The 26,465-nt window shown below is 54.2% G+C and carries 20 protein-coding genes and 1 pseudogene; 12 read left to right on the top strand and 9 right to left on the bottom strand.

Translation table 11 applies throughout. From position 1 onward, the window contains the following. Nucleotides 1–2: 2 nt before the first annotated feature. The 9 genes from MWU55_RS16620 to MWU55_RS11795 all read right to left on the bottom strand — a co-directional run bounded on the left by MWU55_RS16620 (nucleotide 3) and on the right by MWU55_RS11795 (nucleotide 13,316). The gene (locus tag MWU55_RS16620; RefSeq protein ID WP_246936366.1) at nucleotides 3–2,012 is read right to left on the bottom strand and encodes a nucleoside-diphosphate sugar epimerase/dehydratase; all 2,010 of its coding nucleotides are present in this window, start codon (nucleotides 2,010–2,012) and stop codon (nucleotides 3–5) included. A 743-nt stretch (nucleotides 2,013–2,755) separates the two neighbouring features. Beyond that, nucleotides 2,756–3,604: a sulfotransferase gene (locus MWU55_RS11760; protein WP_246936367.1), complete on the bottom strand. Its 849-nt coding sequence runs from the start codon at nucleotides 3,602–3,604 to the stop codon at nucleotides 2,756–2,758. A 4-nt stretch (nucleotides 3,605–3,608) separates the two neighbouring features. Beyond that, the gene (locus MWU55_RS11765; protein ID WP_246936368.1) at nucleotides 3,609–4,781 is read right to left on the bottom strand and encodes a glycosyltransferase family 4 protein; all 1,173 of its coding nucleotides are present in this window, start codon (nucleotides 4,779–4,781) and stop codon (nucleotides 3,609–3,611) included. Nucleotides 4,782–4,798: 17 nt separating this feature from the next. Then, nucleotides 4,799–6,028, bottom strand: coding sequence for a polysaccharide biosynthesis/export family protein (locus MWU55_RS11770; RefSeq protein ID WP_246936369.1), 1,230 nt, complete (start codon nucleotides 6,026–6,028; stop codon nucleotides 4,799–4,801). Further along, nucleotides 6,025–7,368: an O-antigen ligase family protein gene (locus tag MWU55_RS11775; protein ID WP_246936370.1), complete on the bottom strand. Its 1,344-nt coding sequence runs from the start codon at nucleotides 7,366–7,368 to the stop codon at nucleotides 6,025–6,027. The genes MWU55_RS11770 and MWU55_RS11775 overlap by 4 nt, the downstream gene beginning before the upstream one ends. Continuing rightward, nucleotides 7,365–8,720 carry an oligosaccharide flippase family protein gene (locus tag MWU55_RS11780; RefSeq protein ID WP_246936371.1) on the bottom strand — a complete coding sequence of 452 codons (1,356 nt, stop codon included), beginning with the start codon at nucleotides 8,718–8,720 and terminating at the stop codon, nucleotides 7,365–7,367. The genes MWU55_RS11775 and MWU55_RS11780 overlap by 4 nt, the downstream gene beginning before the upstream one ends. Beyond that, nucleotides 8,717–10,168, bottom strand: a complete 1,452-nt coding sequence (locus MWU55_RS11785; protein WP_246937959.1) for a hypothetical protein — start codon at nucleotides 10,166–10,168, stop codon at nucleotides 8,717–8,719. Before MWU55_RS11785 ends, MWU55_RS11780 begins: the two co-directional genes overlap by 4 nt. Further along, entirely contained in the window at nucleotides 10,128–11,996 is a 1,869-nt protein-coding gene (locus tag MWU55_RS11790; RefSeq protein WP_246936372.1) for an AAA family ATPase, read from the bottom strand. Before MWU55_RS11790 ends, MWU55_RS11785 begins: the two co-directional genes overlap by 41 nt. Nucleotides 11,997–12,179: 183 nt before the next feature. Then, the gene (locus MWU55_RS11795) at nucleotides 12,180–13,316 is read right to left on the bottom strand and encodes a glycosyltransferase (protein ID WP_246936373.1); all 1,137 of its coding nucleotides are present in this window, start codon (nucleotides 13,314–13,316) and stop codon (nucleotides 12,180–12,182) included. Nucleotides 13,317–13,516: 200 nt separating this feature from the next. Here MWU55_RS11795 and MWU55_RS11800 point away from each other — a divergent pair, with 200 nt between their 5' ends. From MWU55_RS11800 to clpX, 12 genes and pseudogenes are all read left to right on the top strand, one after another. Further along, complete coding sequence (locus MWU55_RS11800; protein ID WP_281501861.1) at nucleotides 13,517–14,128, top strand: sugar transferase; 612 nt, start codon at nucleotides 13,517–13,519, stop codon at nucleotides 14,126–14,128. Continuing rightward, nucleotides 14,125–15,042, top strand: a complete 918-nt coding sequence (locus MWU55_RS11805) for a formyltransferase family protein (RefSeq protein ID WP_246936374.1) — start codon at nucleotides 14,125–14,127, stop codon at nucleotides 15,040–15,042. Before MWU55_RS11800 ends, MWU55_RS11805 begins: the two co-directional genes overlap by 4 nt. Continuing rightward, complete coding sequence (locus tag MWU55_RS11810) at nucleotides 15,039–15,743, top strand: PIG-L deacetylase family protein (protein ID WP_246936375.1); 705 nt, start codon at nucleotides 15,039–15,041, stop codon at nucleotides 15,741–15,743. Before MWU55_RS11805 ends, MWU55_RS11810 begins: the two co-directional genes overlap by 4 nt. Nucleotides 15,744–15,754: 11 nt before the next feature. After that, nucleotides 15,755–16,918, top strand: a complete 1,164-nt coding sequence (locus MWU55_RS11815; protein WP_246936376.1) for a DegT/DnrJ/EryC1/StrS aminotransferase family protein — start codon at nucleotides 15,755–15,757, stop codon at nucleotides 16,916–16,918. A 27-nt stretch (nucleotides 16,919–16,945) separates the two neighbouring features. Next, nucleotides 16,946–17,731 carry a metallophosphoesterase gene (locus tag MWU55_RS11820; RefSeq protein ID WP_246936377.1) on the top strand — a complete coding sequence of 262 codons (786 nt, stop codon included), beginning with the start codon at nucleotides 16,946–16,948 and terminating at the stop codon, nucleotides 17,729–17,731. Nucleotides 17,732–17,942: 211 nt separating this feature from the next. Next, complete coding sequence (locus MWU55_RS11825) at nucleotides 17,943–19,151, top strand: aminopeptidase P family protein (RefSeq protein ID WP_246936378.1); 1,209 nt, start codon at nucleotides 17,943–17,945, stop codon at nucleotides 19,149–19,151. Between the two features lie 387 nt (nucleotides 19,152–19,538). Further along, on the top strand, nucleotides 19,539–20,639 hold the full coding sequence (locus tag MWU55_RS11830; RefSeq protein ID WP_246936379.1) for an ABC transporter ATP-binding protein: 1,101 nt from the start codon (nucleotides 19,539–19,541) through the stop codon (nucleotides 20,637–20,639). Between the two features lie 116 nt (nucleotides 20,640–20,755). Further along, entirely contained in the window at nucleotides 20,756–21,862 is a 1,107-nt protein-coding gene (locus MWU55_RS11835; RefSeq protein WP_246936380.1) for an extracellular solute-binding protein, read from the top strand. 113 nt (nucleotides 21,863–21,975) lie between these two features. Beyond that, entirely contained in the window at nucleotides 21,976–23,250 is a 1,275-nt protein-coding gene (locus tag MWU55_RS11840) for an ABC transporter permease (protein WP_246936381.1), read from the top strand. 11 nt (nucleotides 23,251–23,261) lie between these two features. Then, a pseudogene (locus MWU55_RS11845) lies at nucleotides 23,262–24,107 on the top strand (ABC transporter permease); the annotation flags it as partial. A gap of 236 nt (nucleotides 24,108–24,343) precedes the next feature. Beyond that, a complete protein-coding gene (locus MWU55_RS11850) occupies nucleotides 24,344–24,976 on the top strand; it encodes an ATP-dependent Clp protease proteolytic subunit (protein ID WP_246937886.1) in 633 nt (210 codons plus the stop codon). A gap of 141 nt (nucleotides 24,977–25,117) precedes the next feature. Further along, complete coding sequence (clpX, locus tag MWU55_RS11855; protein WP_246936383.1) at nucleotides 25,118–26,386, top strand: ATP-dependent Clp protease ATP-binding subunit ClpX; 1,269 nt, start codon at nucleotides 25,118–25,120, stop codon at nucleotides 26,384–26,386. Nucleotides 26,387–26,465 lie beyond the last annotated feature (79 nt).

A 26,465-nucleotide genomic window follows, 5' to 3' on the forward strand; every position in this document is an offset into this window, starting at 1 on the left:
GTTTACTCGCCTGCCCAAAGTCGTTGGCCGGAAGGGCCCTTAATTTCGGAGCCTCGCTTGGGACCGGCAATCGGAGCAGGATTAGACGCACGACGGCGATTGAAGTTATGCACGTTTTCTTGCGAACCAGCGTCTTCCCGATCCCCATATCCAGGAACCAGATCGATCAACTGTTGACGTACAGCAGCTTCATCCCCTTCACGGGCAGCCTTCTCTAAAGCGATAATCGCAGAGCGAAGCTGTGCCATGGGAAGCCCGTCAGGCAGCGCGCTTTCGACGGATTCAATTCCGCTATCGCGCCGTTCTTCGGCTTTGTCGAACAGCTCTTCAAACAGCTTCTCTCCTGGGCGGATACCGACAAAATCAATGTCGATATCGCGGTAAGGTTCCAGTCCAGCCATACGGATCATGCGTTCGGCCAGATCTACAATCTTCACGGGTTCCCCCATGTCCAGAACGAAAATCTCGCCCAGACCCGAGTTTCGTGCCAACCCTTTGGCGGCGGCCACAACGGTCAATTGGACGGCTTCCCGGATGGTCATGAAAAAACGTTCCATCCGACGATCAGTGACGGTCAACGGACCACCTTCGGTGATTTGCTTTTGGAACAGCGGAATAAGCGACCCCGACGATCCCAACACATTCCCAAACCGGACCGAGAAGAAACGCGTTTGCGAGTCATCTTTGGGCCCCTGTTTCTCATATGTGATGCGGTCTTGCGCTTGTGCATAGAACTCGGCCACGCGTTTGGTGGCGCCCATCACGTTTGTTGTGTTTACGGCCTTATCGGTCGAGATCTGCACCATTGCGATGGCGCCAACCTCACGCGCGGCATCGGCCACGTTGCGTGTACCAACGACATTGGTCAAAACGCCTTCGCACGGGTTGAGTTCTACCATTGGAACGTGCTTCAAAGCAGCCGCATTGAACACAAGTTCTGGCTTGTAGCGCTGGAAGATTGAATTGACACGTTGCGCATCACGGATACAGCCAACGTGGACCCGACGCTGAACATCAGAATAGTTTTTCCCAAGGTCCATGTCGATCGAGTAGGCGTTGAATTCACAGTTGTCCATCAGGACCAGAAGTGACGGATTGAAGGATGCGATCTGGCGCGACAACTCGCTGCCAATGGATCCCCCAGCGCCGGTGATCAGAACGCGACGGCCTTCGATCATCTGCCTCAGAAGGGACCGCTCCACAGCCTTTTGCGGGCGGTTCAAGATATCTTCGGGCTGGATCGGGCGCAGCGTGATTTCGTCGTCACCAGCTTTGTCCAATGCCGGATCAGCAAGCCCGGGAAGGCGCGAAACCTTAATCCCGTTGGTCGTGGCCCAGGACAGAAGCTCAAAGATGCCTTTTTGGTCAAAGTGAGAAACATCTTCTGTCAGCAGAAGCTGACGCGCTTTCAGATCATGGGCTTCAAGAGCTGCAATTGCTTTTTGAGGCTCCCGGATAGAGCCAAGAATACGGGCATTATGAAAATGCAGCCCTGTCGAGCCTTTGGCGTCATCGATCACCCCGACAGGCACATAGGTTGAACTGGAACGGTCTAGCGAACGCAAAAACAGATCGCAATTGGTGCCGGTGCCAATCAAAACAACAGGTACTTGTTTGGCCGCGATGCGATCTGCGTGCTTGGTACGGCGCACCAGTTCACGATGCCTTGCAATAATGCGCAGGGCACCCGTGAAGGGGATCGTCGCTAGGAATTGGATGATGAAGATGGAAACGGTAATCGGCGCCAGTGCCGGGATTTGTGCAGCAATCAGAATCTGTACACAGACGGCAACCAATGCCCCACGCGAGATGACAATCACGTCGTCTAGAGAAGTGGAGCGTGAATGCCGCTTGTAGAAACCCATCAAAGTGAAGATGATGAAGTTTATGGATGCTGCCAAAAGCATCATAGGCAGCATAATCGCAGTGAATTCGGCAGTAACAGCACCACCCTGCGACAAGCTGATCGCGACGAATACGGCAGCTGCAGAGGTGAATACGTCTCCGATCACCAGTTTATGGTTAGCACATAGCTCAATCTTTTTCTGAGCAAGCCAATGCTTCACTGTTTTTTGCATTCCGCCACGAGCAGACGTGTTGTCTTCCTGTGAAGATCGGAATTCCATACCATCTAGCATTTTAAGAACCTTCCCCGGCTCCGAGATAAAAAACATTGTTCAAATTTCGTGACGCTCCAGGGGCGCACGACAGAAATTCATACTTTTGAGAAGTTGAACCGACTGACATTTTTCAGCATGGATGGCTGGAAAATGTCAGCCACTGAGTCATTCAAACGAATTGTTCAACATCCCCTCACACTCACTACTCACGCGCTCTCACCTCAAACCACTTACTATGCCAAAAAAAATGGCAACTACACGTTCACGCTTGAAATACGCGCGAACAACACAATTGGGGTGAAGAGCACAGACACAAAATTCTTTGCGATATCGGAAATAGACCCACCCCTGGAAGCTCCGATTGCCATCGAAACGTAACCCATTTCCTTGTCATTATCTTTACAGCAATAGTTGCCTCAATTCTATCAATTTGTAGACATTCACTGTTTCTTTTTTGGAAACATGCATGTTTATCAGTAACTTACATCTTTTTGCGTGCGGCGCCTTAAGTCACAGCCTTTACGGGTAACTAATTTAGAAGCATGTGCCGGTGAAAATAAACACTCAATGCGTGTTAGAATTTTCGGAATGCAACTAATGGTAGGTTTTTCTAGAATCGGAATATGTTAACTATGCTATTGATCTGACAGGGCGCTCTTCGAGATCCATTTTGGTTTGAAAGACGGTGCCAGTTTTGACAGCAAGGCTGTGTCGTTTTGATAGAACTTCTCAATTTCTTGACGCAAATCCTCTGGCAAGGCGGGGTAGGCCACCGGTTTTGCGACGAGGTTTCGTAATGTGCTGATCGGTCGTCGATTGCGGATCGGGTCAAGAATTGGGCGTAGAGGCGCGATAACCCGATGCAAATGCGCGGGAACAATAGCAGCGTTTTTATCTTTCACCTTCTCGCGCACAGGGGGCGTCAGTTGCCCTTTATAGCCAATGTGATCGTCAACCCACTGTAGTTGTCTTTCAGGATGCGTCGCAACATCTTCAAACGCCAAAAGCAAAATCTGATCCTGCGGGAATATGTTGTAGAATCTCTGAAGATGTTGGCCGTAAAGACCGTCATGCAGAAAGCGTCCATTGGCAGCTTTCTGAGGATCAAGGTGGCGCCGGATATCTTCTGTAACCTCACCGCGCCGCAGCAGCATACAATAGTCAGAATAAGCGCGCTGAACGGGATTTCGCATCTGCACGATCATTTTGACATTGGGGTAAGTCTCATGGATCCGGTCGGCGGCGTCCGGCTGGGTGAGATATGAGTTCGATTTTTCGCCGACAAGATCGCCTTCCTGTGCGCCATTGAACTGGGCATTGAACCAGTCAAACCCTTTCCCGTATTCACGTGAAAAGAAATGAAGTTCTGGGGCGGGCATAAAAATGCCGGGAGACGCAGCCAAAGACTGCTGCACCCAAGTGGTTGCGCATTTGGCAGCACCAATGATCAGAAAGTCGATGGGACGGGGTTTGATGTTGGTCATGTGGTTAGTCCATCCCCCCTGCGAGCGTGTCATAAACAGCTGTGGTTTGGGCGACATGGATGTCCAGCCCGTATTTTCCGCGCACGTCCTTTTGTGCAGCGTGGGCAATTCTATCGCTTAGTGTTTTATCTTCCGTCAGGTGGAGGACAGGACTTGCAAATGCGTTGGCATCATAGGGGTCGACCAAAAACCCGGTTTCGCCATCCACGATGGCTTCGGGGTTGCCCCCATGGCGCGTGGCGACAACGGGTGTGCCAAGATGCATCGCTTCAATCAATGTTCTTCCGAACGGTTCGTCCAGTGCGGTGATCAAAAGCGCATCCACACCTGCCATCGCTGGGGCAGGAGGGTCGCGAAACCCCATCATATGTAGATTTGCGGAAACTCCCAACGCATCTGCACGTTCAACACAGGCTTGATCCAAACCAGAACCCTCGGTTTCAACCTTGCCAAAGATCAGCCCGTGCACCGGACGTGTTGGCATCACGTCACGAACTGCCCGGAGCGCTTCAACAAAATGCACCGGGCGTTTGCGATCATTCAGCACTCCGAAATAGGCCAATAAGACGGCGTCCTCTGGCAGTCCCAGTTCAGAGCACAAATCCTTGTGGCAGGCGGCGCGATCAGGAATGTTCGGATCAAGGTCAAACGGGCTTCGAACGACCTGAAACTTGCTGTCGATGCCACGGATTGGGCGTTCCGGGCGCGAAAACTCGGATACAGACAAGATTTTGTCGGCCAACAAAGGCGCAATGAAATTTGCCCCCTTTGCATCTGGACCCTGCCGATGATGCCATATGAATTTGCAGCCAGCCAGCTTTGCAGGTAGGCTCCATGATCCGTGCATACGTCCGTCATTCGTGTGAACAATGTCGATCTTGTTGCGCTTTAAATAGCGAACCATTTGCGGGACAGACCGCAATAGGAATCCAGACAGCGACGCATCCTGAGGGCTGCGGCTGTGCTTCGGGGCAATGATGCGTGGTGTCTCGAGTACTTCATAGGACAACCCCATATCCGAAATATAGGCACCGAGCGCACCGGCTTCGCGGTGAAGAGCGATGACCGGCTCGTATCGCTCAGTATCGAGATTTCGGATCAGACCCAACGCCGAAACGTGGCTACCGCCGATCGTGGCCCCACCTACAAAGGGATAAAAAATACGTAACTTCTGCATAAATAACCTAAAAAGAACTATTGAGAATTGGTCGGCAGCCCACTGACGCGTGATATTTCGATTGTGTCACCAGGGGCCAGATTGTCGGTTGGGGCAAATTCCAGCGAAACAGCTGTGCCGTCGACCACGCGGGTGACCCGGTATTCGGTCAGGCTTTCGGCGAGTGGGTCAGGTACTGCCAATCCGCTTGCCACTGCTTGCGCGCGCAATGCTTCCGCGGTTGCCAACCGGATGTCCAGCCGTGCCAAATCTCTGTCCACGCGATTTAGTTGCTCCAAGGTACGAGCGCGCGCGTCATCTGTAAGCGCAAGAGTGTCACGCTCGGCACGATTCAGTTGCTGCCGCGCAGTAAGACGCGCGATCTCAAGCTGAAGACGTTTGCTTTCAAGGTCGTTCAACGCGGTGGTTAGCGCACTTACGCGCGTATTGACGGTAAGCCCGCGTTCTTTCAGTGCATTGACGTCCGCCAGTTCAGCGCTGGTGCGTTCAATTTGCTTTGACCGCAGCTTGATCTGCTCACTCATGCGGTCAATTTGTTCGCGCAGAACGGTTTGAAGATCACGCAAACGTTCCCCTTGGGCTTCGCGAGCCTTTTGGGTGGCGTCGAGTATATCCCCCTCAATTCCACGGGGGCGCGGGCGAATAGGTTTGCTTGATGAAACGCTGGCGTTTTCCAAGTCTTGTAAGTCTGCAAGCAAGCGGGTGCGTTCTGCTTGAAGCGCATCAATCTCGGCGGCAAGGCTACGCACTTCGCCCCCAAGGCGCATTGTGTCCTGCGCAAATGCGCCGGCACTGGCAGGTTGCAAACGGACCAATCCGCCGGCCAGTGCCAAAGCCTGCTGTGCTGTCAGACCTGGGCGATATGCAAACGAACCGGGCGATGTGACTTCGCCCAACACGAACACGGGTTGGTGCCCTGTAACCTCAACGCCTACCCGCGGAGCAGGAGAGATGCCGAGTTTTCTTTCGATCTCAAACTCGATCTGGCGTGCAAGCGCCGGGGCTGTTTGCCCTTGCGCGGACAAGCTGCCAATCAAAGGCAGGGACAAAATCCCATCGGTTGAAACACGATAATCGCCAGACACACCATCCAGAACCGTAAACGCATTTCGATCGCCATCCCAACGCAGCACGCGGATTCGCAGTTCATCCTGAATGTTCAGTTGATACTCTTCTGCCATAGCGGTGTGGGGTGGAAGAACCGAGGCAAGCAATAAGGTCAGAACAATCGATACTACACGGATCATGGGCGTACTCTTTTGCTGCGAAATTCGAAGGATTGAGGGTTTGGCGGGCGCGGTGTTCTTTGGGGCTGTTGTAGCGTCGCTGCGGTGAGAGAAAACAGAAGGATCCACGGAACATTCCAAAATCGGGCATAAAAGGTCGGGAACATATTGAATGCCACAGCGTAGATAATCAGCACAACCAGTGTGATTGCCCAGACCAAACGGTTGGCCCGCGCAACGACTGCCGCCCAAATTAGTACAAGGCCTGATAGGAGAAGCCCGATCAGTCCAAGCATTGAAATAAGGCCACCTTCGACGAAGGCAAGAAGATAAGTATTGTGCACCGCTGCGTGGTGCGAACTGATTTGGCGGAACTGCTCGACGCCGAGACCTACAAATATCGTGTCCTTCATAACTGCGAAGGCTTCCTGCATCAGCTGCGCGCGATCGGAAAATGTTCCGGCTTCGGACAAGTTACGATCCAAAAGTGGGTTCAGAACACGCTCCTGAAACACTGCGGGCATAAAATTGTCGCCTAACATGATCATGATACCGGCAATGGCGATGAAAGCGGCCGCGGAAATAGGCAGGTATTTAAACGGTCCAACGATGGTGATCAGAAGGGCGACACCAAGGATGGTCGCCAACAACCCCGATACCGAGCCGGTCAGCATTATCCCGTAGACAAGCGGCGGCAGACATAAAAGCACGGTGCGCAGACGAAGCTCGCCCATTTTATAAAGTCCGAGAACCAAAACGATCGCGATGGCTCCATGAACCGCACATTCGTTTTCGCGTTGGATCAAGGATCGCATGCGGCCCGAGCCCGAAACCAACATCCGATTAGGGTTGTCAACGAAATGAACAACATAGGCCCCGAAAACCATGACAAAGACGTAAGACGCAATTAGCAGCTTAACCAGCGCCATTGTCTGTGCGTAAGACCGCCCACCCAACAGCATCGGCAGTACGAGCAGCGAGTATCCGTATTGTGCAAAGATGTTGGGCAAGGCCATAGGGTTGCCATTCACGACCGAGCTGATGGTCAGACCACCCATAAAAGCAAAGAACGACATGAACCAAAACACAGTGGCTGGGCCGAAAAAGCGAATGCTTAAGGTTCCACTGGCCAGCATTAAAACAAATGCCATAAGGGCCACGATGTCAGAGGCGGTGACATAAACTGAATCGAGTTTGACGTGGTTCATTGGGGCCAGAATGACGGCAGCAGCAATCAGCAATCCCGTTGGCGTTGTCAGGCCCGAGCTGACCAAGCCAAACGGATCCATCGCCTTACGCCCGGAGCGTGTCGCCCGCACAGAACTGTGCATCGGCGCGGAATTACCACCGCGGGCGATCATGACGGCACCTCGGTCTGCCCCGGTGCATTATGCCGGGTTTTCGCGTCAAGAGCACGAATGACCAACCAACTGCAACTCACCAACCAAAGTGCGTTGCTAAAGAGGTGGCTCATGGCAGCACCTTTGACGCCAAAGGTGATGACAAGCGGGTAGATCAAAACAAAGAATAGAGTTGCGGTTGCTGCCCCGACCCGCATGAGTTCTCGGTCCCGACCAAGGCTCAGCAAAACGGGGCCCAGTATGACGCCTACCAGAAAGAGTGCAACCGCAACGGCCTGAATGGAAACCACAGGGGCGGCCTCGATGAAGGCTTCCCCGAATGCGGCATTTAGGATCGGCGTTATATAAAGAAGTATCGGTGCGATGCCGATAAATAGGATTGCCGCAAAACCTGCACTAACCCAGATCGCTGTTTTGCGGATCTTGTTATAGTCACCGCTTGCTGAAAGGCGGCTGAACTCAGGGAAAATAGCTTGCTTGATGGGACGGCCAAGCCGGATCGCTGCGTCTCCACATTTCCGGGCGATGTGATAGTGGCCGACAAACACAGGTGCGACCAGTGCGCCAAGGATCACAACATCAAGCCGTTGAGTGGTTTGCCGCAGAATTACGGACAGGTTGGAGTTAAACATAAACCGAAGGAAACCACTGTTCTGTCGCAATGTATCGAGAAGGTTTCTGAAACGGGGATGTTGTCCCCGTTTGCGCATTTCACGTCGTCCATAAACAAACGCGATCAGACCTTCGGCAAGGCTGAAGGCAACGAAGATGATCACGAAATGGATCAATCCACCACCGACCAGCCAAGCGATAACTGAAAGAACCAACCGCATGAAGGCAGTTGCCGTATCTATTTTGGCAAGCTGATCAAAGCGATCATATAGCCGAAGTAAAGCAACACCTGTCGCACGCAAAGACAAGACAACGGCAAGCGCACCAAACGACAATAGCCAGGCGTCCGAGCCCTCCAATCCGATTTTGTTGGCGAGGAGAGGGGCCAAAAACCATATTAAAACCGCAGCAGCCAACCCGCCGATCACGTCCAGCACGATGGAAAGCCCGACGAGCCTCTCAAACCGTTCGGTTTCCTGATTTTCCAGCGCGGCGCTCCCATATTGGATGACCGCTTGCCATGGTTCGAAGTGAACCAGTCTTGCGTTAATACGGGCGAACGCTTCAATTAATGCAAGCGCCCCCAACCCCGCAGCTCCAAGAGCCCGCGCCGAGATTGCCAGCGCAATCATGCCCAACACGGCCATCGCGACCTGAGAGGATATGATCCACTTCAGGTTACGCAGCAGTCGTGTAGCGACTTGATCTCGCGGCAAGAGCTGGCGCAAGCGTGACTTCATTCAAGGTCTCCGGCAAGGGTTGCAAGCCAGATTTCCAGATGGCTATAATCGCTGCCTCTGGGGCGTTTCCAAGGATTGTTTGGTTGTGTGGGTGACAGACCCGCTGTCGCAGCTTCATAATAATCGGGAAGCCCGTCACTATCGCGATCAGCAGGAGCGGGGGCGCTCTGAATTTCAGGCCATCCGCCGACCTCTTCTACAGAGTTGATCACTTTACCACGGCATTTCAATGCGTCGTTGATGACGCGTTTGTCCAATCGATCCAGATGAGCATCACCAGGCATGCGATCGCCCACTTGGGTCAATACGTTGTGCAAGGTGCGATTGGTTTTATAGAGAGGGGCCGAGAAAGGTCCGGATGTTGTCGGAATGCGGCGCGCTTTGGCGGTTGAATTCAGAACGGCAAATTTGCGCGAATTGCACCCCGTAGCCGCACCAGTTTTGTTGCCAAAGGCCATAAGTGACACGCGCCGCTTACGCTTCCACTCGAAAACCTGAACCGCTGCTGGCGTTTTGCTCAGGGTGCTGGGGCCGCTCAAGGCAATGTTTCTACCATAGATGATTTTAACATTTCCAAGCAGATCGTAGAATTCACCAAACTGACTGATTGGGTTGTAAAACACGTTGTTCAGCACTTCGATGGGTCCAAGATTTGTCCCTTTGATGTCGGGCATCCGATCACGATGGTGCGCAAACAGATTTCGGGCGAGGGTGATGCGACCGCAGCTATTGTTCTTCTGTTCATGTGAACAGATCAGCGCACCCTTGGAGTGTTTTCCTTTTGGGTGTGTGCTTCGATCCAAGCTGAGTGCAAGAATGCTGTCTGCCAGCGTGATGTTAACCACCTTGCCACCTGAGACATGGATGTTGAATGTCTCATCCGTGGCGAAGTTCATCGACAAGTTACCCAAGTAGATATTCTTGGTGTCTTCGAGTGTAACAGCATCCACATTGGCAGAGGGGGTGATGCTGGGGCCCGGTCTGACCTTTAAGAACCGCATCACCACTTGGCGCGAGTTTTTCAGAATTAAGGGTGTCTGGATCGAATTGCGATTGCGTAATTGTATCCCTTTGCCCGGTGCAGTCTGTCCGGCGATATACAGATTTGATCCAACGAAGATTGGACTATCCAGCATGATCGTTCCCGAAACACGGAAAATGCAGACACGCGGCTGCTCGCGGTTTTTAACACAGGCGCGCAGGCTTCCTGGTCCGCTATCCGCTAAAGTCGTGACCGCGACCACGTCGCCGCCTTTCCATCCAACTGCTTTGGCGCCAAACCCTATTGCACCTGGAAAGGCTATGTCTTGCGCTTGCGCTGGCAGCAGTGATGCTCCGACAAAACCAAAGCCGGCAACGATGGCCGAAGCCATCGATTTCAATTTCACCCCGCGCGTTGCGCGACGTTTACGAATAATATCCTTCACCATAATTATAGTATTGAGCATACCCACCATATCCCAATCTTTGATGTCTGCGCGTATCAACGTCATTGATAAGTGTCGCCGTGATCGGCAGACCATCTCGTTTCAAACGTTCAACTGTATCTACGAGTACGTTTTCTGGAGTGCGGCCCCAACGGACCACTTGCCAGATTTCGTCCGCCAAAACGCCGATGCGAATTGTGTCGTCCACGACCAGCACTGGCGGCGTGTCAACAATTACCAAATCATATGTACCACGTAATTCCTCTTTTAGCGCCGATAATTGTTGGCGCTGTGTTTTCAAATTAGATGTGCTTCGTGCGTCGATGGACAAAAATTCCAATCCGTCGACAGTTTCGCCATCCAGCACCACAGGGCTGGGGGTGACGTCTCCTGAAAGGATGTCTTCCAATTTTGCAGGCTTCATGTCTGCATCTAAAAGGCGTGCTGCGGCTTCGCGGTGACTGTCCATATCAATCACCAAAGTACGCATTCCATCAAGAGCCGCCGAGACGCCAAGTGCGACAGTAACGGTTGACTTGCCCTCGTGCGGCAAGCCCGAAGTGATCATGACCACCCAACCATCTGCGTTGTCATCGAACCAAAGACCCGTGGCACCACGCACTGCTTGTGCGAACATCGTATGTGGCTTGGCGATAAGAAATCTGGCAACGCCTTTGCGCCGCATCGCGCCGGCGGCACGCCCAATGCGGGGAAGAAACCCTGCATTCGGAAGGCCAGAAATCCGCATCGTTTGGCCTTCGTTCCATATCCTGCGGTTCATAAGGTCCAGAACAAGCGCGATTACAAATGCAAGAACCAACCCGCCGACAGCTGCGATTATCAACGATGCCTTCTTGTTTGGCCAAGATGCTGAAACCGGCGGCCGCGCAACCGAGACCTGACGCGCGCCCTGAGAAACGAGGTTAATCTGTGTTTCAAGCTCGTTCAATTTCTCAATAGCGGTTTGATATCGCAGGCGCTGTACTTCAAGCAGTCGCTCTTTGCGCATCTGTGTAAGTTCGGCGCGGGTTCTGTCCTGAAGCTCGGCCTCGACCTTGGCAAGTTCCCCTAGCAGTCGTTCTTTGTTCTCAGCATCTTGTTCGGAATCGGCGGTTTTCAGGAACGTGGTCAAATACTGAACTTGAGAACGAAGGCGGTCAGGAAGCTGCTCGTCATCAAGTTTGTTTTCGCGAATGAAATTCGCAAGATCGACTTCAGAAAGTGAAAGCTCTTCGCCCAATGTCTCGACACGCTCTCGCAGAAACACGATCGAGCTTGAGACGTTTTCACGTTGTTCCGAAAGGCTGTTTTCAATGTAAACGGCAGGAATGGCATTCGCGATGTTTGCGGCAAGCGCTGGCGCGTTCGCTGTGGCGATGATGTCGATTGCCAAGCTTTCACCAGAGCGAAAGACCACGTAAGACGATTGTATCTTGTCCAGCACCTGTTCTTGATGAAGGGCTGGGTCTATGGGTTGGCCGTTTGAAGTAAGCGACACAAAGCTGGGGTCGTCATACAAAGCAAGATGATCCGCCAACTGATCCGCAAAGGCACGTGATTTTAACACATCCATCTCGGTTTCGATCACAGCGCGTGACAGCTCGAAACTTTCAAGTTGGGTATCGGTCTGACGTACACGTGTATCAAGCCCAGTCAGAACCAATGTGGCACGGGCCGTAAAACGTTCCTCAAGTCTGTCGACGACAAAGTACGTGGCGGCAATCACCGCGATCACCGTCAGGACGATCAGGCGTAGATGGCGACGTAGGATCAGCCAAAAGCCATCCAATCCGATACGATCGAAATCGTTCGAATTGTCGTCGCCACCGATTTGCGCGTCGATCTTCATGTCCAAATCTCCATTCGGGTCACGATCCGTTTCCGAATGGCGAAAACATGATGACGACTTCGCCTGGAACTCGCCACATAACCCCTATCAACTTCTTCTTGCCGCCTTTCGACGGGCCACCCAAATTCGTCCAGCCCATAACCCCCCCAGGACCAGACGTCGTTTAAATATTTCTCCACGTTTTTACTTCGCAGAGGATGCGCGGCTGTAAGCCGCAAAATGACGATCGACATAAATCTGTGTCGAAAAATGTTCGGTCACGCGTTCGCGCGCCAGTTTCCCTAAGGTTGCCCTAGCGACAGGGCCTTCGTCAATGAGTTCTGCAACTGCAAAGGCTTGTTTTTCCGGTGATCCCGGCGGAACGACGCGGCCCGTGTCCCCTACAAGCATCGCGCAATCCCCAACATCAGTAACCACACAGGGAACTTCGGCGGCCATTGCCTCGGACACAGCAAGTGGGAAGGCTTCTCCCCAAGCGGATGACAAAAGGAAGATGTCAAAGCCGGGTACGATTTCATGAATGTCGGGGCGCGTGTCGATAATGCTGACCCGATCCCGGATGTTCAGATCGCTTGCGGTTTTCTCGGCCAGGCTGTCACGATGCCCTTCACCAACAAGCACCGCATGCACGTCATGCCCCATATGCAGAAGCTGCGCCGTGGCCTTCACCATTGCGACATGATCTTTCATCGGATGGTTGCGCGCCACATTTCCGATGATGAGGCGACCTTCTGGAATGCCTGCAATTTCAGACAGGTGAGCACGCGCGCCCGGGTCTGGCCGAAACACCTCGGTATCAACCGCGTTGGCAATCAGTTCGACCCGATCTGGGCAGAACCCGATGGCTTCGTGCTGTTCTTTAGATACCCCCGAACAATAAGTGATCAATTCGACACTGCGCGACAGTTTCGCCATCATACGCACAACTATCTGAGTCGAGCGTTTCTCATTCCGGATGTCCTGAAGTGAATGGTGAACGGCCCAGACCTGTGCCGCGCGCTGGCGCTTGGGGAGCAGCTTAAGCCCCGCCCATGCCGCAAGGCAGCCGTGATACATCCAGCCATGAACGATATCGGGACGTGCTTCGCGCAACAGGCGCCGCAGCTGCCACAAGGCGCCTAGCGTGATTTTTCCTGGACGGAGCCCAAGATCGGTGACCTCAACCCCCAGCGCTTCGATCTGCGAAGCAATAGGGCCAGGAGGTACCAACGATATCACGGAATGAGACTGCGCATCATCCTTCAAAGCAGACAAATATCGTTGCAACATGATTTGAGCGCCGCCGACATCCGTAGTTGTGACGACATGAATAACTTTCATGCCTTGAGCTTGCATGGAATCTGAATGTCTGGCAAGCTTGATTCATTGCGTATGTGCATGTTGGGGCAGGATTTTCTGGTAAATCGCCATTTTGTCGTCACTCTGGGCATTTGTGTCCGAAATCTGCGGCGATCAAAGTGCTTTAGGATGCCCTCACAGATATTTATTGCCTTTTGAAGGCCCTTGATTGTTGGACACTCATGAATCGATTGCTCGAGATTCTGATTTGCTTGTGCATGCTGCTGATTGCCATACCTCTTTGTGCAGTCACCTATTTGGTTGTGGTGTTGAAACTTGGACGACCGGTCATGTTTCGTCAGACCCGGGCTGGGAAGGGTGGAGCACCCATTGAGGTCGTCAAATTTCGCACCCTGACAGATGATCGCGACGCGCAGGGCGTGTGGCTTCCTGATGAAGAGCGTTTAACCCCGGCAACAAAGCTTCTGCGACGCACACGGTTTGATGAGCTGCCGCAACTTTTCATCATTCTTTCAGGTCGTATGGCGCTGGTTGGGCCGCGCCCCCTGATGGCCGAGACGGTTGAGGGGTTCGGTGCGGATGGCGTTATTCGGGGATCGGTTCGACCCGGCCTGACAGGGTGGTCGCAAGTCAGCGGGAACACTGCGCTGAGTGACGAAGAGAAACTGAAACTGGACCTTTGGTACGTGGCCCACCGCTCCACCGCGCTGGACTTCCGTATCCTTATGGAAACACTGGGCGTCGCCTTGTTTGGCGAGCACCGGCGCGAGGATCGGATTGCAGCGGCCACACATTGGGGAACAGAGCCAACGAACACGAAGGCACGCGCATGAAGATCGTTTTGGTTGGCGCTGTGGAAAGCACCGAAATCGCGTTAAATGCGCTTTGTAAATCGGGCCACATCCCGGAATTGGTCGTGACGCTGCCACCAGAACTTGCGCACCGTCACTCGGATTTTGTGGATGTTGGGCCGTTGGCTCAGGAATATGGCTGCGCGTTGCATTTAACCCGCAAAAGCGACAGCGCCGAGACCATCGCAGCCATTCGTGGGGTTGATCCTGATCTGGTGTTGGTGATCGGCTGGTCGCAGCTTTGCGGACCTGAGTTTCGCGCCGTGGCTAAGCTTGGATGCATTGGGTTTCACCCGTCAGATTTGCCAAAACTGCGGGGCCGGGCTGTTTTGCCTTGGACCATATTGCTGCAAGAAAAAGTGGTTGGGGCATCACTGTTCTGGCTGGCAGAGGGCGCGGATACCGGGGATATCGCCGCAAAGGCCAGATTTGAGGTGGACCCGGACAATATAACGGTTCGCGAGCTTTATGATCTTCAGATGAAGGCCTTGGGTACAATGCTGCCGCCTTTGATGGAACGCTTTGCTGCGGGTGAAGTGCCGCGTGAGCCTCAGATCGAAGATGGGGCCAGCACCTGTGCGCTTCGACGTCCCGAAGATGGGCTGATCGATTGGTCGGCACCTGCCGCTGAAATTCATCGCCTGATCCGTGCCGCTGGACCGCCCTATCCCGGGGCATTTACCTATGCGGCAGATGGCGCGAAACTGATTTTAACCGCTGTGCGTCACACGCAGCGAAAGGGCTATTACATTGGCCTGCCCGGGCAGGTTCAAGCCATTGAGGGACGGACCATCACCATCTGCTGCGGGGATGGCGCCTGCATTGATGTTCTTGAATGGCATGGGGCGGACGCTCCGCCAAAACTACATACGAAACTTGGAAAGAATTCGACATGAGCAATCACGCTTCTTTGGCTTTCGGGGGCGACCCAAAGGCTCCGGTTCTGGTTATCGCTCCGCACCCTGATGACGAGGTGCTAGGGGTCGGCGGCACCATTGCACGCCTCGCGGACGAAGGGCGTGAGGTTCATGTGGCGGTTATCACCAAAGGTGGCTTGCCGCTTTTCACCGAAGAAATGACTGAACGCGTCCGTGCCGAAGCGCGCGCGGCCCATGATCATCTGGGTGTTGCGAAAACCCATTGGTTGGATTTCCCAGCGGCGGAATTGGCCGAACATCCCCATGGTGGGCTGAACGCCGGAATCGGTGCGTTGGTTCGAGATTTGACGCCGGGGCTGATTTTTGTCACACATCCCGGTGATATCCACATGGATCACCAGCTGTCTTTCCTGTCCACTTTGGTCGCAAGTCGCCCACATCAGCAGGACTATCCAACCGCGATCATGGCCTATGAAACCCTTTCAGAAACCAACTGGAACGCACCGTACCTCACACCTGCGTTCGTTCCCAATGTCTTCATTGATGTTTCTGAAACCTTAGAGCGCAAACTGGAAGCCTTCCAGTTGTTCGCAAGTCAGGTGAAAGAAGCCCCGCATGAACGATCCGTCAACGCGCTTCGCGCTTTGGCGACATTACGTGGTGCTACGGTTCATCGTCCTGCGGCCGAGGGCTTTGTCCTTGTGCGCAGCGTGATTTGAGGGGAAAGCCAATGTCCACCTGGCCCGTTTTCGACGATGAACAAATCGCCGCTGTCACTGAGGTGCTGAAGTCCGGCAAAGTGAATGCATGGACCGGCCCGGATGTGCGTGCATTTGAGGCTGAGTTTGCGGATTGGTTCGGAACGCCTCATGCCATCGCCATGGCAAATGGGACCGTCACTTTGGACGCGGCCCTTCATGTCTTGGGCCTGTCTGACGGCGATGAGGTAATTGTCACTCCCCGCAGTTTCATTGCCTCCGCTAGCTCGGTTTCCCTGCAAGGTGGCGTGCCCGTATTCGCAGATGTTGATGCGGACAGCCAAAACATCACGGCCGAGACCATTGCACCGCTGATCACGCCGCGTACCAAAGGGATTATTCCTGTCCACCTTGGGGGCTGGCCTTGTGATATGGCGCCGATCATGGAGCTGGCGCGCGCTCATGACCTGTGGGTGATCGAGGATTGCGCCCAAGCCCATGGAGCGATGATCGGGGACACACATGTGGGCAATTTCGGTACGTTCGGATCGTTCTCGTTCTGTCAGGACAAGATCATGTCCACTGGTGGTGAGGGCGGCATGCTGACCACCAATGATCGTGATCTGTGGTCGAAAGTGTGGAGCTATAAGGATCACGGCAAAGACTATGATGTGGTGTTCAATACCGAACACCCGCCCGGGTTTCGTTGGCTGCATGGGGCAGGGCCGGGAACCAATCTTCGGATGACGGGGCCATCGGCTGCGATCGGCCGGGTACAGCTTAAGCGTCTGTCGGACTGGCGCGCGCACAGAACGACGAATGCCGGCATTATTGCCCAGGCCCTTGCTGGTCTTGATGCCGTACGTGTGCCCGAGCTTCCAAGTGGGCTGACCCACGCTTACTATCGGTTCTATGCCTTTGTACGCCCCGAAGTGTTGAAAAACGATTGGAGCCGCGATCGCATCATCGCCGAGGTCTCGGATCAAGGCTTCCCGATTTTCTCGGGCAGCTGTAGTGAGATTTATCGCGAAGGCACGTTCACACGTTATGGCTTGGGGCCGGATGCGCCGCTTCCGGTGGCGCGTGAGCTGGGCGATACAAGTCTCTGTTTCCTTGTCGACCCGACATGGGGCACAGAGCGCACGCAGGACATGTCTGACTGTCTTCAACAGGTCGTCAGCTCTGCAACACGCTGAATGCTGGCAAGTAAGGTAAAGGACTGAATGGCAAAGCTGCTGGATACCCTGTTCCGTAAATTTGGGGCCGCGTCTGAATTTGACGCCGCATTGGCCCCGGATCAGCCTTTTCTGGTGGTGGGGGATATTCACGGTCGCTTGGATGCGTTGCAGGCAGCCCTCGATCTGATCGCACGCCATCCAGAGTACGATCAGTCACCTTTAGTGTTCGTCGGAGATTACATGGATCGTGGCCCGGCCAGCGCCGAAGTGCTTCGGCTGATCATGGCGCTACAGTCGGGCGCTGGGCGCGAGGTGATTTGCTTGCGTGGCAACCACGAACAACTACTACTGAGTTTTCTTGAGAACCCCGTACTTAATGCCCCTGTTTGGTTCTCGAATGGCGGTCTTGAAACCCTACGCAGCTTTGGTGTGAACGCGTCCAAACTGGATATGCGCGGTGACCGTGTGATGATGGTGCGCGAGCGTTTGAAGAAGGAAATGGGAGAGGCTGCTCTGTCCTTCATCGAAGGATTGCCGACCCGCTGGACCACTGGAAACGTAGCTGTTGTTCATGCGGGTGCGGATCCCGCCGTTTCGATTGAAAACCAAGAAGAAGACTTTCTTGTGTGGGGTCACCCGGACTTTCGAAGGCTTCCGCGTCAAGATGGTATTTGGGTTGCACATGGTCACACCATCGTTCCCGATGTCTCGGTTCGTCACGGAAGGATCGCGGTTGATACAGGAGCGTACCGAACGGGCATCTTGCCCGTGGTGTCGGCCTCGTCCGAAGGCGTTAAGGTGCTTGGTCGGGAGGACTTCATTCTGGCTTAGCCATTTGGATAGGCTTGAACGGTTCGTGTTGACAGACACGCAAATGCGCGACAAAAAAACACATCCGCAGCGATGGCGTCGCTGCCCAGTGCAAACGCGAAGGTAACTTCCGCCGCACCGGTCCGGAGATCAACTGCCCTGCACGCCGGGGGGTTTGGTTGGCCGGGCATAACTCAGATCACCCCGGCCTCGGAAGATGGAGAGATGTGAGATGTCACGCCCCCAATACTTTGTTTGTGAAAACGGGAAAAAAGCCCCGCTACCCTTTTCAGACGCGGAATACGAACGCCGCCTGACCAAATTGCGCGCGATTATGGCCGCGCGTGGGATGGAAGCTGCTGTGTTCACCTCGATGCACAACATCGCCTATTACTCAGGCTTTTTGTATTGCTCGTTCGGCCGCCCTTATGGGCTGGTGGTGACCGCGGACCGCTGCACAACAGTGTCGGCCAATATTGACGCCGGTCAGCCGTGGCGCCGTTGTTATGGTGACAACGTCATCTACACGGATTGGGAGCGTAACAACTATTGGCGCGCTGTGAAAAACCTTGTGGGGAACGCCAAGGCGATCGGGATCGAAGGCGATCACATGACTTTGGCGCAGCGTGGATTGGCAGAAGAGTTTCTTGACGGCAGCACCTTCACGGATATCGCGCCAGACACGATGCAGGCGCGCATGATCAAATCCGCTGAAGAGATCGTATTGATCCGCGAAGGCGCGCGTGTTGCAGATGTGGGCGGGGCCGCTATTCATGAAGCCATCAAGGTCGGGGCGCGCGAAATCGACATCGCCATGGCGGGTCGCGACGCGATGGAGCTTGAGATTTCCCATGCCCATCCCAACAGCGAAATTCGTGACAGCTGGGTTTGGTTTCAGTCAGGCATCAACACCGATGGGGCACATAACCCGGTCACCACACGCCGTCTGGAAGATGGGGATATTCTGTCGCTGAACACCTTCCCGATGATCTCGGGCTATTATACCGCGCTTGAGCGGACGTTGTTTGTTGGTGAACCTGACGCCGAAAGCCTGCGGATCTGGAAAGCCAACGTGGCCGCGCATGAACTGGGGCTTAGCCTGATCAAGCCGGGCGCGACATGCTCGGGCATCACGGCTGAGATCAACAAGTTCTTCGAAAGCGAAGGGCTGCTTCAGTATCGCTCTTTTGGCTATGGCCACTCGTTCGGGGTTCTGTCGCATTACTATGGCCGGGAGGCAGGCCTTGAGTTGCGTGAAGACATCGACACGGTTCTTGAACCCGGCATGGTTGTTTCAATGGAGCCGATGTTGTTTCTGCCCGAAGGCACACCTGGCGCCGGGGGGTATCGCGAGCATGATATTCTGGTGGTCGGAGAAGATAGTGCGGAAAACATCACCGGTTTCCCTTATGGACCGGAGCATAACATCATCTTGCGATAAGCTCTGATTTTGGCGCAAAAACCTCATTGCTGGTCGCTTGCCAGCTAAATTGCGACAAAAATAGTCGTCAAACTACATGTATTCGACGAAAAGTGTCGTGGGCACAAAGCTACCATGATCCAAGGCAGGGCGGGAATCATCGCACAAGATGCCCTGTTTTCAAAAAAGCCGTTTCGCCGGACAATACGGCGAAATGGCACCAAAAGACGGGAAAGACCAGAACGCACGTGCGAGTGTTGGAGGAGGCGCTGAAGTGCTCGTTTGAGCCGTCGAAAAGCGCATCTTCCGGTGGAATGAGGTGAATAAAGTCGAATTGACTGTTGAATTTGCTCATTTCTTCGTGTTGGCTGGTGCGAGATAAAAAAGAACATAGACCAGGGGGGTCACTTGGCTGAAACTGCTTCCGACGACGGATTTGTCGTTTTTGATCGTGTCCAGAAAAGCTATGACGGGGAAACACTGGTTGTAAAAGACCTGAACCTGTCCGTTGCTAAGGGCGAGTTTCTTACCATGCTTGGACCGTCAGGCTCTGGTAAGACCACATGCTTGATGATGTTGGCTGGATTTGAGACCGCAACCCATGGCGACATTCGTCTGGGCGGCCAACCAATCAACAACATTCCACCACACAAGCGTGGCATTGGCATGGTGTTCCAGAACTATGCGTTGTTCCCACATATGACGATTGCCGAAAACCTCGCCTTCCCCTTGGAAGTGCGGAAAATTGGTAAGTCCGATCGTGAGGCGAAGATCAAGCGCGCTTTGGACATGGTTGAGATGGGTGACTTCGGTGGTCGCCGTCCTGCACAGCTTTCAGGTGGTCAGCAACAGCGTATCGCCTTGGCGCGCGCGCTGGTGTTTGAGCCTGAACTGGTGCTGATGGATGAACCTCTTGGCGCTTTGGACAAGCAACTGCGTGAGAAAATGCAGTTCGAAATCACGCACCTGGCGCACAATCTGGGCATCACCACGGTTTACGTGACTCACGATCAGACCGAAGCGCTGACCATGTCTGACAACGTGGCCGTGTTTGACGATGGCCGCATTCAGCAATTAGCGCCACCTGATCTTCTATATGAAAAGCCAGAAAACAGCTTCGTGGCTCAGTTCATCGGTGAAAACAACACGCTTGAAGGCGTGGTGACCGAGATTTCCGGCGATACCTGCGTTGTCCGTCTGGATGACGGGGAAGAGCTGGACGCGACCCCGATCAACGTGTCGAATGTCGGCGATCGCACTACGGTGTCGATCCGTCCTGAGCGTGTTGAATACAATAAAGAACGCCTTCAGAAAGGTGCGCACACCCTTAAGGCTGAAGTGCTGGAATTCATCTATATGGGTGATATTTTCCGCACCCGCCTTCGCGTCGCGGGCAATGACGAATTCATCATCAAAACGCGTAACGCGCCGGATGTTGAGCGCCTTAAGCCGGGTCAGCAGATCGAGATCGGTTGGCTGCCACAGGATTGCCGCGCGCTGGACGCGTAACATCAATTGCGCTGGGGGCATGTGATCATGGCCCCGGGCATTCTGCCAGGGAATTGCCATGCAGCCCGTCATGCAGTTCCGACAAATCAAACGGGATAACTAGGGAGAATAATAGTATGAAACTTGCGAAGATGTTTATGGCCACCTCGGCCCTGACGCTTGCTGCCAACGTGGCAACCGCTGAGGAAATGGCCAACGAACTGACGCTTGTGTCCTGGGGTGGAGCCTATCAGGCCAGCCAGAACAAAGCTTATGTAGAGCCCTACCTGGCTATGCATCCTGAAGTCAAAGTGACTTGGGACGAAAGCTCGGGTGAAGCCGTGGCCAAGCTGCGCGCGATGAACGAAGCGGGCAATGTGACCTGGGATCTTGTCGACGCGACCGCATCGGATTCGATGCGTCTGTGTGACGAAGGTCTGGCGGAAGAAATCAACCACGACGAAGCCCTGGCTGCTGCCCCCGATGGCACTTCGGCATCCGATGACTTCGGTGATCTGATCGTTTCGGATTGCTTCGTACCGCAGATCGTATACTCGACCACATTCGGTTACCGCACCGATATGGTTGGTGATACGGCACCTTCCTCGGTTTGCGATATCTTTGATCTGGCGAAATACCCAGGCAAGCGTTCGCTGCAGAAGCGTCCGATCGACAACGTCGAATGGGCACTATATTGCGATGGCGTAGCCAAAGACGAGATCTATGACGTTCTCGGCGCAGACGGTGGTATGGAGCGTGCTCTTGCCAAGCTCGACAGCATCAAAGACAGCGTTGTTTGGTGGACTGCTGGTGCAGAAACCCCGCAGCTTCTGGCCGATGGCGAAGTTGTCTTTGGTTCGACCTTCAACGGTCGCCTTTTCTCGGCAATTGCTGAACAGAACCAGCCGATTGGCATGCTCTGGGATATGCAGTCGTTTGACCTTGATGGTTGGGTTGTTCCCGCCGGTCTGCCAGCAGATCGTAAAGCGCGCGTGATGGACTTCCTGAAGTTCGCAACCGACACTCAGCGTCTGGCTGACCAAGCCAAGTACATCTCGTACGGTCCGGCACGTGCATCGTCGGCCCCGCTGGTTGGTAAGCACGCCGATCTGGGCATCGACATGGCACCGCATATGCCAACCGATCCGGCCAATGCCTCCAACGTTCACGTCTATGACTACGAATGGTGGGCAGACAACCGTGATGATCTGAACGCTAAGTTCGAAGCTTGGCTTGCCAAGTAATCCGATCTTGAAGGGGGCCTTCGGGCCTCCTTCACCTCCCTTTTTATATACCTGATTTGTTTGTCAATTAACCTGACTGAAACCAAGAAACGGCAACAGCCGACAGGGAAGATATGAGCGATATGACCGACACCGGCGGCCCGGTACTGGCCGCAGATGGAACACCGCTAAAGCGCAGCCTTGCGCGCGCGTTGCGCCGGCAGAAGCTGCGGGCCTTGATGCTGATTGCACCACTTTTGCTGTTCATCCTGATCAGCTTCATTCTGCCAGTAGCGGACATGTTGTATCGTTCGGTTCAAAACGGGATTGTAAGCGAAACGCTGCCACGCACAGTGGTTGCGCTTGCGGATTGGGATGCCGATAGCGGCGACTTGCCTGAAGAAGCCGTGTACGCGGCGATGGCAGCCGATCTTAAGGATGCGGCGGCGGCCAAGACCCATACCAAGGTCGGCACGCGCCTCAACTATGAAAACCCGGGCATATCTTCGGTTTTCCGCAAAACTGGCCGGAAAGCCAAGAAGTTTGACATTGAGAATGATGGCCCTTGGAAAGAAGCCCTGATCGACCTGAACAAAGGGTGGGGCGACCCAGATCTCTGGCGCACCATTCAAACCTATTCTCCGCCGGTGACAGCAGGTTACTTCCTAAACGCCGTGGATATGCGCGTTGGTCCCGATGGCCCAGAAGCCCGTCCTGAAAGCGAACAGATTTATATGAACCTGTTGGGACGCACTCTGTGGATGTCGCTGACCATCACCGTGTGCTGCATTTTGCTGGCGTACCCGGTTGCATGGATCTTGGCCAACCTGCCAATGCGTCAAGCCAACATGCTGATGATCCTGGTGTTGCTACCCTTCTGGACATCACTTCTGGTACGAACATCCGCTTGGAAAATCCTTCTGCAACAACAGGGGGTGATCAACGATATTTTGGTCTGGATCGGCTTGGTGGATGACAGCGCACGGCTTGTCATCATCAACAACCAGTTCGGCACCATTGTGGCGATGACCCATATTCTGCTGCCGTTCATGATCCTTCCGATGTATTCGGTAATGCAGACCATTCCGCCCACTTACCTGCGCGCTGCCAAAAGCCTTGGCGCGACCGATTGGACCGCGTTCTGGCGCGTCTATTTCCCGCAGACCATTCCGGGCATTGGCGCAGGCTCGATCCTCGTGTTCATTCTGGCGATTGGCTACTACATCACGCCGGCGCTTGTTGGGGGGACCAAAGGGACGTTCATTTCGAACCAGATTGCTTTCCACATCTCAAGCTCTCTGAACTGGGGTCTGGCCTCGGCGCTGGGCGCAATTCTTCTGGCGGTCGTGCTGGTCCTTTACTGGGCCTATGACAAGATCGTCGGCATTGACAACGTGAAGCTGGGGTAATCGACATGGCACTTCCTCCATATGCAAGCACCGGCCAGCGCGTTTGGCACTATACGTTCCGCGTAATCTGTGGGCTGATCTTCTTTTTCCTGATCGCTCCCATCGTTGTGGTAATCCCTCTGAGCTTCAACTCGCAGGACTTCTTTACCTTCACCAAAGAGATGCTGAGCTTTGATCCCGCTGGGTATTCGCTGAAGCACTACAGGGATTTCTTTGGTAATCCTGATTGGCAAGACGCCTTGTGGAACTCGGTCAAGATCGCGCCCGCGGCGACACTGCTGTCGGTGTCGCTGGGAACCTTGGCCGCGATTGGCCTGAGCCAGCCGCATGTACCCGCGCGCCGGGCGATTATGGCGACGCTGATCTCACCCATGATTGTGCCGCTGATCATCTCTGCAGCGGGAATGTATTTCTTCTACTCGCGCATCGGCCTTGCAGGTACGTATTGGGGCGTCGTTCTGGCACACGCCGCACTGGGTATTCCCTTCGTGATCATCACGGTGACCGCAACGCTTGTGGGCTTTGACCGTTCGTTGACCCGTGCGGCAGCGAACATGGGTGCAGATCCTGTGACCACATTCTTCCGGGTGCAGATGCCACTGATCCTACCAGGCGTGATCTCGGGCGCACTCTTCGCTTTCATCACCTCGTTCGACGAAGTCGTGGTCGTGATATTCGTGGGCTCTGCCAAGCAACAGACGCTTCCATGGCAGATGTTCACTGGCCTGCGTGAGCAGATCAGCCCGACCATTCTGGCGGTTGCGACGATCCTGGTTGTGATTTCGATTGCGCTTTTGACCACGGTTGAGCTTCTGCGCCGCCGGTCCGAGCGTCTTCGCGGAATGTCACCGGGCTGATCCCGACAAACAATTGAACTCAGATCAGGCGCTTTCATAGCGCCTTTTCTTTTGGACAACGTTGCTTAGACGATGCTTTGGGAAGGAATTTATTAACCGTTTTCCGGCATCTCTGTTTGAAATGTGCTTCAGTCTAGGGTGAGCGGGGTTTCGGCCCCTTGCAGCCCCCTTTGCACGGGACTAGGTTGGCAGCAGGTGCCCAGAACGGGCTTAGGCGCGAAAAGAAAGCAGGCGACATGCACGATCCGATTGATACCTATATGAATACTCTTGTCCCAATGGTGGTTGAACAGACCTCTCGCGGAGAACGGGCCTATGATATTTTCTCGCGCCTGTTGAAGGAACGGATCATTTTCCTGTCCGGTCCGGTGCATGACGGCATGTCCAGCCTGATCGTGGCACAGCTTCTGCATTTGGAAGCGGAAAACCCTAACAAAGAAATCTCGATGTACATCAACTCGCCCGGCGGCGTGGTTACTTCGGGTTTGTCGATCTATGACACGATGCAATACATCAAACCGAAAGTGTCGACTTTGGTGATTGGCCAGGCCGCTTCAATGGGGTCGCTTCTGTTGGCCGCCGGCGAAAAAGGCATGCGCTTCTCGCTGCCGAACTCGCGTATCATGGTGCACCAGCCATCTGGTGGGTATCAGGGTCAGGCCACAGACATCATGATCCACGCACAAGAAACCCAAAAGCTGAAAGATCGGCTGAACGGTATCTATGTCAAACACACTGGCCAGAAGTTGCCTGCGGTTGTTGAAGCGCTGGAGCGTGACAACTTCATGGATCCCCAAGAAGCCAAAGACTGGGGCCTGATCGACGAGATCGTCGAGAACCGTGCCAAAAGTGACGACGCTGAAGACTGATCAAACTCTGGAGGGCCCGCATAAGGGCCTTTCAAAAAGCTGATTGTGCATGCCCCATCCCTGGCCTAAGCTGGCGAAAGGGGCACAAGACCGCCCAGATGGGCTTAACGGGGTCGGAATTCGGCCTAATAGGACTGGACTATGGCGAATAATTCCTCTGGTGACAGCAAGAACACGCTCTACTGCTCGTTCTGCGGCAAAAGCCAGCACGAGGTACGTAAGCTGATTGCGGGACCAACCGTTTTCATCTGTGATGAATGCGTCGAGCTGTGCATGGACATCATCCGGGAAGAGACGAAATCTTCCGGACTGAAATCCTCGGACGGCGTGCCAACCCCGCTAGAGATCTGCCAGGTTCTGGACGACTACGTGATCGGGCAGGGGCATGCAAAACGTGTGCTGTCTGTGGCGGTTCACAACCACTATAAGCGCCTCAACCACGCCGCCGCCAATGGTGACGAGATTGAGCTGGCGAAATCCAACATTATGCTGATCGGCCCGACGGGTTGCGGCAAGACGCTGCTCGCGCAAACGCTTGCGCGCATTCTGGACGTGCCCTTTACCATGGCAGATGCAACCACGCTGACCGAAGCGGGTTACGTGGGCGAGGATGTGGAAAACATCATCCTGAAGCTGCTGCAGGCATCCGAATACAATGTCGAACGCGCGCAGCGCGGCATCGTCTATATCGACGAAGTCGACAAGATCACCCGCAAGTCGGACAACCCCTCGATCACGCGCGACGTGTCGGGTGAAGGCGTTCAACAAGCACTTCTGAAGATCATGGAAGGCACTGTGGCCTCGGTTCCGCCGCAGGGTGGCCGTAAGCACCCGCAGCAGGAATTCCTGCAAGTGGACACCACGAACATCCTGTTCATCTGTGGCGGTGCATTTGCCGGTCTGGACAAGATCATCGCGCAGCGCGGCAAAGGCTCGGCGATGGGCTTTGGTGCTGACGTACGTGAGAATGATGATCGCGGCGTAGGCGAATTGTTTAAAGAGCTGGAACCCGAAGATCTGTTGAAATTCGGCCTGATCCCGGAGTTCGTCGGCCGTCTGCCAGTGATCGCAACTCTGGAAGATTTGGATGCGGAAGCACTGGTCACCATCCTGACCGCGCCTAAGAACGCGTTGGTCAAACAGTACCAGCGCCTGTTCGAACTGGAAGAGGCACAGCTGACCTTCACCGAAGATGCGCTGAAAGCCATCGCGAAACGCGCCATCGAACGCAAGACCGGTGCACGCGGATTGCGCTCGATTATGGAAGACATCCTGCTGGACACGATGTTCGACCTGCCGGGGCTTGAGAATGTGGATGAGGTTGTCGTGAACGACGAGGCTGTGAATTCGGACGCAAAGCCGCTGATCATCTATTCAGACACCGCCAAAGAAGAAGTCAGCGCCAGCTGATAAGGGCGAAAACTGATTCCCAATACATTTGGAAAGCCATCGCCTTTGCGGTGGCTTTTCTTATTTCGGCCGCTCTTAA

The organism is Aliiroseovarius sp. F20344, from assembly GCF_023016155.1.
Taxonomy (GTDB): domain Bacteria; phylum Pseudomonadota; class Alphaproteobacteria; order Rhodobacterales; family Rhodobacteraceae; genus Aliiroseovarius.